General features: G+C 68.8%; 12 protein-coding genes. 6 read left to right on the forward strand and 6 right to left on the reverse strand.

The features are described from left to right. Nucleotides 1-40: 40 nt before the first annotated feature. Together IU459_RS01760 and IU459_RS01765 are read right to left on the reverse strand one after the other, a co-directional pair. Nucleotides 41-1,135, reverse strand: coding sequence for an isochorismate synthase (locus tag IU459_RS01760; RefSeq protein WP_195127631.1), 1,095 nt, complete (start codon nucleotides 1,133-1,135; stop codon nucleotides 41-43). Between the two features lie 70 nt (nucleotides 1,136-1,205). Continuing rightward, complete coding sequence (locus tag IU459_RS01765) at nucleotides 1,206-1,679, reverse strand: universal stress protein (RefSeq protein WP_195127632.1); 474 nt, start codon at nucleotides 1,677-1,679, stop codon at nucleotides 1,206-1,208. Nucleotides 1,680-2,349: 670 nt separating this feature from the next. Here IU459_RS01765 and IU459_RS01770 point away from each other — a divergent pair. From IU459_RS01770 to IU459_RS01780, 3 genes are all read left to right on the forward strand, one after another. After that, nucleotides 2,350-3,510 (forward strand): glycoside hydrolase family 3 N-terminal domain-containing protein, encoded by a 1,161-nt coding sequence (locus tag IU459_RS01770; protein WP_195127633.1) that lies wholly within the window; start codon nucleotides 2,350-2,352, stop codon nucleotides 3,508-3,510. A gap of 209 nt (nucleotides 3,511-3,719) precedes the next feature. After that, complete coding sequence (locus IU459_RS01775) at nucleotides 3,720-4,319, forward strand: TetR/AcrR family transcriptional regulator (RefSeq protein ID WP_195127634.1); 600 nt, start codon at nucleotides 3,720-3,722, stop codon at nucleotides 4,317-4,319. A 52-nt stretch (nucleotides 4,320-4,371) separates the two neighbouring features. Then, entirely contained in the window at nucleotides 4,372-5,694 is a 1,323-nt protein-coding gene (locus IU459_RS01780; protein ID WP_324198699.1) for a DUF5685 family protein, read from the forward strand. 78 nt (nucleotides 5,695-5,772) lie between these two features. Here IU459_RS01780 and IU459_RS01785 read toward each other — a convergent pair whose 3' ends face one another. Then, on the reverse strand, nucleotides 5,773-6,663 hold the full coding sequence (locus tag IU459_RS01785) for a MaoC family dehydratase (RefSeq protein ID WP_228837174.1): 891 nt from the start codon (nucleotides 6,661-6,663) through the stop codon (nucleotides 5,773-5,775). Beyond that, nucleotides 6,660-8,018 carry a 3-oxoacyl-ACP reductase gene (locus IU459_RS01790; RefSeq protein ID WP_195127635.1) on the reverse strand — a complete coding sequence of 453 codons (1,359 nt, stop codon included), beginning with the start codon at nucleotides 8,016-8,018 and terminating at the stop codon, nucleotides 6,660-6,662. Before IU459_RS01790 ends, IU459_RS01785 begins: the two co-directional genes overlap by 4 nt. A 209-nt stretch (nucleotides 8,019-8,227) precedes the next feature. On the opposite strand from IU459_RS01790, the gene IU459_RS01795 reads away from it, so the two are divergent. Then, a complete protein-coding gene (locus tag IU459_RS01795) occupies nucleotides 8,228-9,550 on the forward strand; it encodes an acetyl-CoA C-acetyltransferase (RefSeq protein ID WP_195127636.1) in 1,323 nt (440 codons plus the stop codon). Nucleotides 9,551-9,635: 85 nt separating this feature from the next. Here IU459_RS01795 and gnd read toward each other — a convergent pair whose 3' ends face one another. Then, the gene (gene gnd, locus IU459_RS01800) at nucleotides 9,636-10,664 is read right to left on the reverse strand and encodes a phosphogluconate dehydrogenase (NAD(+)-dependent, decarboxylating) (protein ID WP_195127637.1); all 1,029 of its coding nucleotides are present in this window, start codon (nucleotides 10,662-10,664) and stop codon (nucleotides 9,636-9,638) included. Nucleotides 10,665-11,140: 476 nt separating this feature from the next. On the opposite strand from gnd, the gene IU459_RS01805 reads away from it, so the two are divergent. After that, a complete protein-coding gene (locus tag IU459_RS01805) occupies nucleotides 11,141-12,910 on the forward strand; it encodes a VanW family protein (protein ID WP_195127638.1) in 1,770 nt (589 codons plus the stop codon). Nucleotides 12,911-13,239: 329 nt separating this feature from the next. After that, nucleotides 13,240-13,437, forward strand: a complete 198-nt coding sequence (locus IU459_RS01810) for a hypothetical protein (RefSeq protein ID WP_195127639.1) — start codon at nucleotides 13,240-13,242, stop codon at nucleotides 13,435-13,437. A gap of 113 nt (nucleotides 13,438-13,550) precedes the next feature. Here the strand turns inward: IU459_RS01810 and IU459_RS01815 are convergent, their stop codons facing one another. Next, the gene (locus IU459_RS01815) at nucleotides 13,551-13,808 is read right to left on the reverse strand and encodes a helix-turn-helix domain-containing protein (protein ID WP_195127640.1); all 258 of its coding nucleotides are present in this window, start codon (nucleotides 13,806-13,808) and stop codon (nucleotides 13,551-13,553) included. Nucleotides 13,809-13,895 lie beyond the last annotated feature (87 nt).

Consider the following 13,895-nt stretch of genomic DNA (forward strand, 5'->3'; position numbering starts at 1 on the left):
GCATGTGACCGGCCACACAGGTGCACAGGCATTCGGAAGATCACTTCGCGTGGAGCGTGCAGTGCAGCGCGCCGAGCAGGGTGCGCAACTTCGCGGTAGTCTCGTCCAGCTCCGCGTGCGGGTCGGAGGCCGCGACGATGCCGCCGCCCGCGTACGCGTGCACCGTGCGCCCGTCGGCCGAGAGTTCCGCACTGCGGATCGCGACCATCCACGCCCCGTCGCCGTCCGCGTCGCACCAGCCGACGGCTCCGCCGTAGAACCCGCGGTCTTCCTCGATGTGCGCGATGGTGTCCAGGGCGAGGTCGGTCGGGGTGCCGCAGACCGCGGGCGTCGGGTGCAGCAACACCGCCAGGTCGAGCGCGGTGATCGAGGTGTCGCGCAGGCGTCCGCCGATCGGCGTAGCGAGATGCCATACCTCCGGTGTGCTGATCAGCTCCGGGCTGTCCGGAATGGACAGTTCAGCGCAGATCGGCCCGAGCCGATCCCTGATCCAGTCGATAACGAACGCGTGCTCGGCCCGATTCTTGGTGCTGGCCAGCAGTTCTCGCGCCTGCGCTGCGTCGGCGTCCGGGTCGGGCAGCCGCGGCAGCGTGCCCGCCAGCGGACGCAGCGTGACCGTGTCGCCGTGCCTGGCGATCAGCACTTCCGGCGTGGCCCCGACCAGGGTCGCACCGGGACGTCCCGCGGGCGTCAGGTCGACGGCGAAGACGTTCGCGTGCGGGTGCCTGGTGAGCAGGTGTCCGGCGACGAGTTCCGGGTCGAGCGCGAATGCGGCCTCCAGCAGCACCGATCGCGCCGCGACGACCTTGCGCAGCGGTTGCGCCGGATCACCCAGTTGCTCGACAAGTTTCGTCACCCGCGCGACATGCTCTGCCGGGCTGGGTATTTCGGCGACCACCCGGACCGCGGGCAGATCGGGCAGCGCGGCGGGTCGCCACGGGCCGGCCGTGTGCTCGGCGCGTTCGGGCACAGTCAGGGCGGCGGGCCTGCGCGGATCGAAGGGCAGTGCGCCGACGACCAGCTCCGCGCTCCCGTCCCGCAGCGCCGCGGCCGCGCGCTGCGCGTCATCGAAGACGACCCGGCTCCCGTATCCCCGGACAACCCCGTCGGCGCGAGCAAGCAGGAACCCATCCATGGGACCAAACTAACCCCGTCATCGGTGTCCCATCGCCCTCGAGCGACCCAAGTCTCACCAGTCGCGCGGCTCAGGGATGCTTTCCGGGCGGGACGAGCAGGACGGGGCGGTGGCAGTGCTTGAGGACGGCATCGGCCACGCTGCTGTGCAGCAGCGCACGGATACCGGTGGCGCCGCGAGTGCCCGCGACGATGATGTCGACGTCCAGTGCGTCGGCGCAGTCGACGATGGCGTTCCAGATCGTCGAGGTGCATTCCGCGGTGCGCGCCTCGGCGTTCAAGCCCGCCAGCTCGGCAAGCCGCACGCCCTCGGTGTTGACGGCGCGTGCGTCGACGTAGGCGATGTCCTCGATCTCGTCATCGGGCACCCATTCCGGCTGCATGACACCCGACAGCCCAGAGAGCCGGGCGGCTTGACGCACCATCGGTTCCCACGCGGTCAGCACGATGGCTCGATTCGCGGTGAGGAACCGCCCGGCGTATTCGATGGCGCGCTTGGCGTTCTCGGAGCCGTCGTAGGCGATGAGCATCAGATCGCAGGGCACGGTGACCTCCTGAGGGAGACGCACGGCGATACCAAGAGACTACCCCGCCGGGCCGCCTCGAACCCGCCTGCTTCACCGCCTGGACCTGCATGAATTCGGCCGAGTCGCAGTGACTTGCCCCTCGGACGGACCGTATGACCGGCGGAGTCGTGAGCGAGCGTCGGCGAGTGAACCGGGAACACAGCGCGCCCTCGCGCACGGCGGAGCCGAGCGTCGGCGAGGTGGAGTCGTGAGCGAGCGTCAGCGAATGAACCGGGAACACAGCGCGCCCTCGCGCACGACGGAGCCGAGCGCCGGCGAGGTGGAGTCGTGAGCCGAGCCCGGGCAGCCCGGACTCCATGATCCGCGCCGCCCGATCGCGACGGCGTTTCGACCGACGGCTCGCTCGGGCGGCCGAGTCGAACCGGCTCCGGTCTGGTCGATCATGCGCCGTGTACCGGCTCCGGTCGGTGTTCACCCCGCGGCTCGGCCGTGTGGTCGCCGCTCGGGCCAGGGCGACAGGCACTTCGGCGGTAGCCGACGGATTCTCCACGACGCCAAGGGCATTGCCGTGCGTCGGACTCGCGCCACACGCGACTGGATCGCAGTTGCATTCGAGTCCGGGAGTTGCCCGCCCGGTAGGCCCCAGCGGCTGCGGTCGCCCACGCCGCGGCGAGTACGGTTGACCTCTATGCGGAAGACGCCTTTGCTCGTCCTCGCCATTCTCGCCGCCGTCGCGACCGCCTGCTCGAACGGCGGTTCCACCGATTCGGCGTCGCCGAGCACCACTACACCGGATGAGCCGACCGCCGCGGTCCCCGTCACGTCCGCGGCGCCGCCGGACTGCAACGCTGGGTACCTCGCGCAGTTCACCACCCGGGAGAAGCTGGCCCAGCTGCTGACGGTCGGCGTCACCGGCGCGGCCGACGCCACGAATGTGGTGCGCACCGAGCAGGTCGGCGGCATCTTCGTGGGTGGATGGACCGACCAGGCGCTACTCGGGTCGGGTGAGATCACGCAGGTCAAGGAGGCGGCCAAGGTTCCGCTGATGGTGACCATCGACGAGGAGGGCGGCCGCGTCTCCCGCGTTCGCGACCTTATCGGCGCTGCGCCGTCCGCGCGGGTGACGGCGCAGACCATGAGCCCGGAGCAGTTCTACAGCGCGACGCTGGCCAGGGGGCGTGCATTGAAGGACGTCGGCGTGACGGTGAACTTCGCCCCCGACGTCGACGTCAGCTCCCAGCCCGACGACACGGTCATCGGCGACCGCTCCTTCTCCGACGATCCCGCCGTGGTCACCCGCTACGCGGACGCGTACATCCGGGCGATGCGTGAGGTCGGTGTCGGCACGGTGATGAAGCACTTCCCTGGTCACGGCTCCGGCTCCGGCGACTCGCACACCGGCGCGGTCCGCACACCGCCGCTGGCGCAGCTGCAGACCGTGGACCTGGTGCCGTTCCGCGACCTGATCGGCTCGGGCGCGGCGGTGATGGTCGGCCACCTGGACGTGCCCGGCCTGACCACCCCGGATGTCCCGGCCAGCATCAGTCCCGAGGTGATGACGCTGCTGCGCGAGGGCACGGGGTACGGCGCCGCGCCGTTCCAGGGACCGATCTTCACCGACGACCTGGGCGGAATGGCGGCCATCACCGCGAGGATGTCGATCGAGGACGCGGTCGAGGCCGCACTCGTCGCCGGCGCCGACAACGCCCTGTGGATCACCACCGACGCGGTGCCGCGGGTGCTCGACCGGCTGGAGCAGGCGGTGTCGAGTGGACGCCTGCCGATGGCACAGGTGGATGCCTCGGTGCTGCGGATGGGCGCTTTCAAGGGGACGTTGCCGCGCTGCTGAGGCAGCCGCGTCAGGACTCTGCCAGGCGACGCCCGCCTACAGCCCCGGGCGTGCCGAGTGAAGGCCCTCTCACGGCGGTCCCTGGATGCACCGAGCCGAGCGAAGGCTCGAGGCAGCCGCACGGCCGAGTCGGGCGACCGGTGAGCAAATCGGACCACCGGAACTTACCTTGGAGTAATATATGAGGTTCACCTGTGGTAGGAGAGTGGATGGCAGGCGGAACGAAGCGACTTCCGCGAGCGGTACGCGAGCAGCAGATGCTCGACGCCGCGGTGGAGGTATTCTCGCGTAAAGGCTTCCACGACACCTCGATGGACGCGATCGCCGCCGAGGCGAAGATCTCGAAGCCGATGCTGTATTTGTACTACGGCTCCAAGGACGAACTATTCCGCGCCTGCATCCAGCGCGAGGGGATGCGCTTCATCGAATCCGTCGCACCGGCGGGCAACCCGTTGCTGTCGCCGCACGAGCAGGTCCGCACCGCGCTGGAGGGTTTCCTCGGCTTCGTCGACCGCAATCGCCGCTCCTGGCAGGTGCTCTACCGGCAGGCCATCGGTCAGCAGGCGTTCGCGTCGGAGATCGAGAACGCCCGCGAGCGCGTCATCGAATTGACCGCCAAACTGCTGGAGTCCAGCGCCAAGCACGCCGAACCCGGAACGAATTTCGATGTCGTCGCGGTCGCCGTGATCGGCGCGGGCGAGGCCATCGCCGATCGTTTGGCCAGTGGCCGGATCGAGGTCGCCGAAGCTGTCGACCTCCTGGACGACCTCGCCTGGCGCGGTTTGGCGGGCCGCAAGAAGGCCGAGTAGCCCGGCTTTTGCCCAGCCCGGTTGCTTCCGCGCCGCCCTCCTGCCAGAGTGCGTGAGTTCGACAAATGCGGACCGGCTCATTCGGTCGAGCCGGGAGAACGGGGCGGAAGTGTTCGGGTTGCTCAGGCCGTGCGCGCACGGCGCTCAGAAGTACGGCATCGATAGCACGGAATGGCAGGCGCATCTGTGCGGGTTGTGTCTCGGGTTGCGGGACGGGCATGGTCAGCTCGCGCGCGCCACGACCAACAAGGACGCGCTGGTGCTGAGCATGCTCACCGAGGCGCAGTCCGGTTCGGCGTCGCGCACCACGGCTGCACCGTGCCCGCTGCGCGGAATGCGGCGGGCCTCGGTGGTCAGCGCGGACGCGCCCGGCGTACAGCTCGCCACCACAGCCTCATTGCTGTTGGCGGCAGCCAAGATTCGGGATCACGTGGATGACGGTGACGTGGCGGCGCTCGCACGCCGACCGCTGGCGAAAGCGGCGACGCGGTGGGCGGGGGAGGCACGCGCGGGCGCCGCGCGGATCGGTCTCGACGTCGAACCGCTCGTCGCCGCGCTCGACGCCCAAGTGCGACTGGAGCGGGAGGCGAAAGGGTCGGTCGCCGTGGGCGGTTCGCGTGCCGCCGGGCCGCGGATGCCGGAATCGCTTGTCACGTCCCAACATTGGCAGTCGGCTATGGCGCCGTCGGCCGATCCGCTGGACCGGCTCACCGCACCCACTCAGCTGTGCGCGTCGGCGTTCTTCGCCCACACGGCCGTGCTGGCCGATCGCCCGGACAATGTCGAAGCCCTGCGCGAGGCGGGGTGGCAGTTCGGACGGATCGCGCACCTGGCCGATGCCGTCGCGGACTATGACGAGGACTTGTCTCGGGACAACTTCAACCCCCTCGCGGCCACCGGAACAACCTTGCCCGAGGCGTACGACCTGCTGCGGCAGTCGAATTCGCGCCTGCGCACCGCTATCGCGGCGGCCGAGCTGAGCCGGGTGCCGACCGTACGCTGGATGCTGCTCGATCCGCTGACCTCGGTGCTGCGGCGGATCGGCGGCGGCCTCGGGACATTGGCCGCGCACACCTGCTCGATCTCGCATGACACGGCCGGTCTGCCGCACGCCGAGGTCCGCCCGAGCATGCACCGCACCGGTCATCGTCCACCGACCCGCCGTCCCGGAATAGGTGAATCCCTCGCACTCGTCCTGGGCGGGTACTGCACCGGGTACGCCTGCTGTGCCGACCACACGCAACCCTGCACCGGCGAACGCAAGGACGCCTGGATCAAGAACTGCGATTGCAGCGATTGCGGCGAGTGCGATTGCGGCGAGTGCGATTGCGGCGACTGTGGCTGCTGCAACTGTGATTGTGGCTGCGACTGCTGAACGGGGCCCGAGACGAACACCGTGAAATAAGCGGAGCCGCTGCCGGATTCGCCTGAATCCGGCAGCGGCTCCGGTCGTTCAGCGAAGGGTCGCCGTCAGGTGCGGGTACCCCTTCTTCGGGTGGCGCAGCGCCAGATCCCAGCCGCCTTCGGCCTGGTCGGCGTACACGTTCACGGTGGAGGGCAGCAGGATCGGCTTGCCGAACTTGACCGTATACGTGGTCTTCTCCGGAATGCGGCCCTCGACCGAGCCTAGGACGGCGGCCGCCGACCACATGCCGTGCGCGATCGACCTCGGGAACCCGAATGCCTTGGCCCCCAGCGCGGACGTGTGGATCGGGTTGTGGTCACCGGACGCGGCCGCGTACCGGGTGATCATCTTCTGATCCACCCGCAACGTGCGCAGCGGCGGGGGCGGTACCTCCTCCGGCTTCGGCTCCGGCTTGGGCCCGCCCGACAGCGAGGTGCGCTGCTGGTGCAGGAACGTGGTGACCTGGTGCCACACCAGCTCCCGTCCCACCTTGACGTCGCTGATCGCGTCAACGAGCAGACCCTTCGGGTGCTCGCGCAGATTCTCGATGTGCGTGCGGATGTCCAGCGGCTCACTCACCGAGATGTCGCGACTGCGCTCGATGACATTCTCCGCGTGCACCGCACCTACCGCGACGAACGGGAAGTCCCGCGCCACCACCAATTGCATGGCAAGCGGGAAGGTGAGGATGAACGGATAGGTCAGCGGCAGCGCGTCGCCGAACCGCAGCCCGGTCGCCCGGCAGTAGGCGGCCAGGTGCTCCGGGTCGACCCGCAGCCCCTCCAGCTGAACGGCCCGGTCCGGCAGCGTCGGCTTGCGCGCCGACAGCAGCGGAACCGCGCCGAGCGCCGCCTTCGCGAACAGCCTGCTGTTCTTCGGCGGTTCGCGGAGCGTGATCACCTGTGTTTGTTCCCCCGCCGCTGCGCCGTTCGCCATCATGCTCCGATCAGGCTCTGCCCGCAGACCCGAACGACGTTGCCGGTCACCGCGTTCGAGGCCGGGCTGGCGAAGTAGGCGATCGTCTCGGCGACATCGACGGTCTGACCGCCCTGCTGCAACGAGCTCATCAACCGGCCCGCCTCACGGGTGCCCAGCGGGATGGCGGCGGTCATCGCGGTCTCGATGAAACCGGGCGCGACGGCGTTGATGGTGATCTTCTTCTCCGCCAGCTTCGGCGCCTCCGCGGCGACCATGCCGATCACGCCCGCCTTGGACGCGCCGTAGTTGGTCTGGCCGCGGTTGCCCGCGATGCCGGCGATCGAGGACACGTCGATCACGCGACCGCCCTCCTTCAGCGCCCCCCGAGCCACCAAGCCCTCGGTGATGCGGTGCGGCGCGGCGAGGTTCACGTTGATGACCGAGTTCCAGCGGCCCTCGTCCATGTTCGCCAGCAGCTTGTCGCGGGTGATGCCCGCATTGTGCACGACGATGTCGATGCCGCCGAAGCGCTCGGTGGCGAAATCGGCCAGCTTCTCCGCGGCGTCGGGGGCGGTCACGTCGAGCGCGAGCGCGGTGCCGCCGACCTTGTTCGCGGTCTGCGACAGTGCCTCGCCCGCGGCCGGGATGTCGGCCACGATCACCTGGGCGCCATCGCGGGCGAACACCTCGGCGATGGTCGCGCCGATCCCGCGCGCCGCGCCGGTGACCACGGCGACCTTGCCCTCCAGTGGTCGATCCCAGTCGGCGGGCGCGCTCGCCTCGTCCTTGCCGACGCGGATGACCTGGCCGTCGACGAACGCCGACTTGGCCGACAGCAGGAAGCGCAGGGTCGACTCCAGACCGGTCGCGGCGGCCTGCGCCTCGGGGTGCAGGTACACCAGCTGGGCGGTCGCGCCGCGCCGCAGCTCCTTGGCCACCGAGCGGGTGAAGCCCTCCAGCGCGCGCTGCGCGATCTGCTCGTCCACGCTGGACGCCAGCTCGGGCGTGGTGCCGATGACCACGACGCGCCCGGACGGGCCGATGCTGCGCATGGCGGGCTGGAAGAACTCGAACAGCTGCGAGAGATCCTCGATGGTGCCGATGCCGGTGGCGTCGAACACCAGGGCGCCGTACTTGGTTTCGGGGCTGAGCGCGTCGGCGAAGGTGTAGTCCGACAGCAGCGCGCGGACCGGCTCGGCGACCCGGCCCTTGCCGCCGAGCAGCACCGGACCGGGCAAAGGCGACTGGCCCTTGACGTAGCGGCGCAAGGTCTCCGGCTGCGGCAGGCCGAGCTTGCTGGCCAGGAACGCGCCGGGAGCGGAGTGTACGAACGATCCGTAGAGGTTGGGAGCACCCTTGTTCTTGCTGGCTGCCACTATTCCTACCTTTTCTGAGTTCTGTCTCTCGGGTTGGAGGTCGCCCCGGCGTGGTCTGCTAGCGCACTTTTGCGGGGTACGTGTCGACATTAAACTTACTCCAGAGTAAGTTTAATGTAAACAACCGCGACGGTGCGCCGATCTGCGTGGAGTCCGCCACGCCGAGCCGGGCCGCCGGGACATCCATCCACGAGACCTTGGAGACTCGAGTGACTAGCAAAGCCCGTTCGGCGAAGAGCACCGCCAAGACCGGTAAGACGACCCGCCCGGTCGCCATCGTGGGCGGCAACCGGATTCCGTTCGCTCGCTCCGACAAGGCGTACGCGCACGCCTCCAACCAGGACATGTTCACCGCCGCGCTGGACGGGCTGGTCAGCCGTTTCGGCCTGCAGGGCGAGCGGCTCGGCATGGTCGCCGGCGGTGCCGTGCTGAAGCGGGTCGGCGAGCACGGCCTGATCCGCGAGAGCGTGCTCGGCAGCAAGCTGAGCCCCTACACCCCCGCCCACGATCTGCAGCTGGCGTGTGGCACCGGCCTGCAGGCGATCGTCACCGTCGGTGACGCGATCGCCGCGGGTCGCATCGAGGCAGGCGTCGGCGGCGGCACCGACACCACCTCCGACGCCCCAATTGGGGTTAGCGATGCCCTGCGCGAGTGGATGCTGGACGCCAACCGTGCCAAGACCAACAAGGACCGTCTCAAGCTGGTCGGCCAGCTGCGCCCGAGCATGCTCGGCATCGAGATCCCGCGCAACGCCGAACCGCGCACCGGGTTGTCCATGGGTGAGCACGCCGCCATCACCGCCAAGGAATTCGGCGTCGCGCGCGAGGCACAGGACGAGCTGGCCTACCTGTCGCACACGAATATGGCGGCCGCCTACGACCGCGGTTTCTTCGACGATCTGATCACGCCGTTCCTGGGCCTGACCCGCGACGACAACCTGCGGCCGAACTCCACGATCGAGAAGCTGGCCACGCTGAAGCCGGTCTTCGGGGTGAAGGCAGGCGACGCGACCATGACCGCGGGCAACTCCACCCCGCTGACCGACGGCGCGTCGGCCGTGCTGCTGTCGAGCGAGGAGTGGGCCGCCGAGCGCAAGCTGCCGGTGCTGGCGCACCTGGTCGACAGCGAGGTCGCCGCGGTGGACTACATCCACGGTCCCGACGGCCTGCTGATGGCGCCGACCTACGCGGTGCCGCGCCTGCTCGCCCGCAACGGCCTGACCCTGCAGGACTTCGACTACTACGAGATTCACGAGGCGTTCGCCTCCGTGGTGCTGGCCACGCTGTCCGCGTGGGAGTCCGACGCCTATTGCAAGGAGCGCCTCGGCCTGGATGGCGCGCTCGGCTCGATCGATCGGAGCAAACTCAACGTCAACGGCTCATCGCTGGCCGCGGGCCACCCCTTCGCCGCGACCGGCGGCCGCATCGTCGCGTCCACCGCGAAGCTGCTCGCCGAAAAGGGCTCCGGACGCGCGCTCATCTCCATCTGCGCCGCGGGCGGCCAGGGTGTCGTCGCCATCCTGGAGCGCTGACCACGCCGAGCGTCGGGAATTAGCTGACGCACAACGAAACCGGCCCCCGATCGGAATTCCCGATCGGGGGCCGCGTTGTGCTCACCTACGTGCCGGGAAGCTCGTCGTGGCCGCCGAATGCCTTCCGCATCGCGGAGAGCACCTTGTCCGCGTAGAGCGCCTCGCCCCGGGACGAGAACCGCGCGAACAAGGCGGACGACAGCACCGGCACGGGTACGCCGGTATCGATGGCGGCGTCGATCGTCCAGCGCCCTTCGCCGGAATCGGACACCCGGCCGCTGTAGGACTCCAGGTCCGGGTCGGCGTGCAGTGCCGCCGCGGTGAGGTCGAGCAGCCAAGAGGCGACCACCGAACCCCGCCGCCACACCTCGGTGACCTCGGGCACGTCGATGTCGTACCGGTAGTACTCGGGATGCTCGAGCGGCGCCTCCTCCGCGGAGAACTCGCCCGCGTGCTCGGCGCCGTAATTGGCCTTGTGCAGGATGTTCAAGCCTTCGGCGTAGGCCGCCATCGCGCCGTACTCGATGCCGTTGTGCACCATCTTCACGAAGTGGCCCGCGCCCGCCGGTCCGCAGTGCAGGTAGCCGAGCTCGGCCGTGGACGGCTCGCCGGTGCGACCCGGCGTCCGCTCGGCCGCCGCCAGGCCCGGTGCGATGGATCTCAGCAGCGGGTCCAGGTACTTCACCTGCTCCGCCTCGCCCCCGATCATCAGGCAGTAGCCGCGCGTGCGGCCGAATACCCCACCCGAGGTGCCGACGTCCACGTAGTGGATGCCCTTGGGCCGCAGCCGCTCGGCCCGCGCGATGTCCTCGTGGTAGCGGCTGTTGCCGCCGTCGATGACGATGTCGCCGGGCTCGAGCAGTTCGGCCACCTGATCGATCACCGCGCTCGTGGCGCCGGCCGGGATCATCACCCAGACCACGCGCGGCGTCTCCAGCATGCGCACGAACTCGGCGAGGTCGGTGCTGCCCTGGAAGCCGTCCCCGAGCTCGGCGCCCAGTTCCTCGATGTGCTGTGCGCGACGCTCGCACCCGACGGCGGTGTGCCCGTCGGCGACGATCCGGCGCACGATGTTGGCGCCCATTCGGCCGAGGCCGATCATTCCCAGCTGCATGCCATCCATCTCCCTCGTGTGCGAAGTCTTGCGGCGTCCAGCGCGAGCCGCCTGTCCAGCGCTAGCCGCTCGGGGGTGGTTCCTCTCGATTCTCCCGCGTGGGTTCGATCACGGTCGTGCGGCGCTGTAACGCCGCGTGCGGTACGCCGATAAACAGGACGGCTCCGCGCAGTTGCCAGACCCCCGACCCGGCAACTGCGCGGGCCTCTTTGCGTGCTGTACCCGGCTCTTTTGCGCGGGATTTGCTGCTGATCCGTGCTGTGCCGACCCCGGTCGGCAGGGGCCACTATCGTTGGTGGGGACTCGTGTCGTTGCGGGTCCACAATTCAATCGAACGTGGAGGACGGTTCGTGACGAGCCAGCCGAGCACCGGAGACGTCGGCCCTAGAGCGGGTGGCGAAGTCGGATGGCGCCAGCTCCTCGGGGCGGATCGACCCCAGGAATCAGACCAATCGGTCGGGTGGCGTGGCGATGCAATGCCCACCCAGCCCATGCACACCGGCCCGCGGCGGCCGTCGCCTCCGCCGCCGCGCCGTGCACCAGGGCGCCGTCCGATCTCCAGCCAGCCGAAACGCGCAGAGAACACCGTGGTGCGCCGCGTGGGCATCGCGGTCGGCGCGGTGCTCGCCCTCGCCGGCCTCGGATACGTCGTGGACTGGGCGTTGTCCTCCGGCGAGGTGCCGCGCGGCATCGTCGTCGAGGGCGTCGACATCGGCGGCATGGACAAGTCCGCCGCCGACGCCCGCCTGCGCGCAGAGCTCGAGCCGAGAGCGAGCCGGGAACTGACGCTGCGCATCGGCGATGTGCAGACCGGCATCGTGCCGAGTTCCGCCGGACTCGCCGTGAACTGGGACGCCACTTGGTCGCGCATCGGCTCGCAGCCGCTCAGCCCCTTCACCCGGCTCACGTCCTTCTTCACCACCCGTGACGTCGCGATCGTCAGTGCGGTCGACGAACCGGCATTGGACCGCCAATTGTCCGAATTGCGGGTGCACGACCGCCCCACAGTCGAGGGCACCATCAGCTTCGACAACGCCAAACCCGTTGCGGTGCCGCCGGTCCCGGGTCGGGTGCTCGACGTCGGTCCCGCGCGTGCCGAACTGGTCGACAACTGGATCGGCGGTGGGCCACTGGATCTTCCGGTCGTGCCCGCGCCGCAGAGCGTACGCCCCGAGGCGGTGGACAAGGCGCTGCGCGAAATCGCGCAGCCCGCGGTGCAGGCGCCGATCACGTTCGCGGGCAAGGGCGCCGCCGCCAGACTCGAACCGGAACAGATCGCGTCCGTGCTCGCCTTCGCGCCGGATGGGCAGGGCGGTCTGGCCGTGTCGGTGAACCAGGATGCCGCGATCGGGCTGCTCGTCCCGCAGCTCGCGCCCACGGAAGTCGAGCCGAAGGACGCTACCTTCGCCGTTACCGGCGGTAGACCCGCGGTCGTTCCCGCGGTGGTCGGCGACAAGATCAACTGGCCGAAGACCTTCGAGCAGTTCAACGCGCTGCTGGTCGCCCAGGGCGAGCGGACCGGCCAGGCGGTCTACGAGCGAATCGAACCGAAAGTGACCACCGAGGCGGCGCAAGGGCTCGGCATCGTCGAGACCGTGGGTTCGTTCACCACCAGCGGCTTCAGCGGACCCTCCGGCGTCAATATCCGCACTGTGGCCAGGAAGGTCAACGGCGCGATCGTGCGGCCGGGAGAAACGTTCTCGCTCAACGAATTCACCGGTCCGCGCGGTACGGCGGAAGGATATGTCGAATCCGGCATCATCGACCACGGCCGCCCCAGCACCGCTGTCGGCGGCGGCATCAGCCAGTTCGCCACCACGCTCTACAACGCCGCGTACTTCGCCGGTTTGGAAGACGCGGGCCATACCGAGCACAGCTACTACATCTCCCGCTACCCGGCCGCCCGCGAGGCCACCGTCTTCGACGGCGCGATCGACCTCAAGTTCCGCAACAACAGCCAAACCGGCGTTTACATCGAGGCTTTCGTCACCGACTCGGAGGTGACCGTCCGCCTGTGGGGCACCAAGACGGTGGACGTCGAATCCATCACCGGCGAGAAGACCAAACCGACCGAGCCCAACACCATCACTTTGCCCAAGGGCAAGGACTGCATCGCCTCCGAAGGCGCTGCCGGTTTCACCATCTCCGACACTCGCGTCATCACCGACCGCAAAACCCGACGTGAAGTCTCCCGCACCACCCGCACGGTGAAATACGACCCGATTCCCATCGTCAAGTGCGAGTGAGGGGGTTTCACGGCTCCGGCGCATTCCTCGCAGTGCCACACCGCAGTGCGGAAGTCGCCGTCCTGAAACAGTGCGAATCGGACAGTTGCAGCGAACTTTCAGCTAGCGGATAGCGGGGGCGCCGTGGAGCGTCTCACCTGCGAAAGATCGTGTAGCAGGCGCACTTTGGCGCGCTTCATGGGCGTTGATGGGATATAACTACCGTGATTCTGGGACGCGAGTTCGACCTTCGTTTCAGAGTCACGCTCGAGGTCAGAGCACTGATATGAAGGGGAACTGTGGTCGTGGACCGAATCGGCTCGGTAACGGAGTTAGTAGCGGTGCGGAGTATGGGAGCCGCGGCAGCGCTGGGGGTGGCAATCGGTGACGAGGCGGCACACCGAATCCTGCATGGCACCGCGACATTGTGCGATGTAGTCCTGACTTCCTGGGCCATGGGGGTGGACACTGTGCAGGCAGTCGTCGAATACGCCGAAGTGGCGATCGAATCCGCGGTCAAGGGTTCGGCCGGTTCGCGCTGCGCGTGAGTCACCGTTCGCGGGTCCGCTGGACCCAGGGGAAACCGTTCGTGTAGAGCAGCTGTCCGGGACGTCGGGCTCGGCTGCGGATGCAGTCGATCGCATCGACCGTGCCGGGCTGCTCAGCCCTCCGGCCGCTCGATACCTTTCAAGGCTAGGGTGACGAACTCCCGCATGGGAATCTCCAGCGCCTGGCACAGCGCATGCAGCTGCTGCATATCCGGTGACCGTTCACCGTTCTCGAAGCGCTGGATCGTGCTGACGGCCAGGCCGGTCAGCCCCGCCAGCTGCTGACGGGTCAGATCCCGTCGCGCTCGAGCGGCCCGCAGCTCGTTGCCGACCGCACGGTTGATGCCCGAAGCCGTCTCTTTCGCACCCATATGGACCATTCTGAGGTCCGAACGGCTACCTGGCAAACGACATGCCGAGTGTCGGTTTCGGCGACGCGCGGGGCGACACCCGGCGCG

It is taken from the genome of Nocardia amamiensis (assembly GCF_015477605.1).
In the GTDB taxonomy this organism is placed as follows: domain Bacteria; phylum Actinomycetota; class Actinomycetes; order Mycobacteriales; family Mycobacteriaceae; genus Nocardia; species Nocardia amamiensis_A.

Bases quoted from the DNA above. Each gene is read 5' to 3' on its own strand.
- IU459_RS01760 (WP_195127631.1), bottom strand. From the start codon at position 1,135: ATGGATGGGTTCCTGCTTGCTCGCGCCGACGGGGTTGTCCGGGGATAC.
- IU459_RS01770 (WP_195127633.1), top strand. From the start codon at position 2,350: ATGCGGAAGACGCCTTTGCTCGTCCTCGCCATTCTCGCCGCCGTCGCG.
- IU459_RS01775 (WP_195127634.1), top strand. From the start codon at position 3,720: ATGGCAGGCGGAACGAAGCGACTTCCGCGAGCGGTACGCGAGCAGCAG.
- IU459_RS01785 (WP_228837174.1), bottom strand. From the start codon at position 6,663: ATGATGGCGAACGGCGCAGCGGCGGGGGAACAAACACAGGTGATCACG.
- gnd (WP_195127637.1), bottom strand. From the start codon at position 10,664: ATGCAGCTGGGAATGATCGGCCTCGGCCGAATGGGCGCCAACATCGTG.
- IU459_RS01805 (WP_195127638.1), top strand. From the start codon at position 11,141: ATGCCCACCCAGCCCATGCACACCGGCCCGCGGCGGCCGTCGCCTCCG.
- IU459_RS01810 (WP_195127639.1), top strand. From the start codon at position 13,240: ATGGGAGCCGCGGCAGCGCTGGGGGTGGCAATCGGTGACGAGGCGGCA.
- IU459_RS01815 (WP_195127640.1), bottom strand. From the start codon at position 13,808: ATGGGTGCGAAAGAGACGGCTTCGGGCATCAACCGTGCGGTCGGCAAC.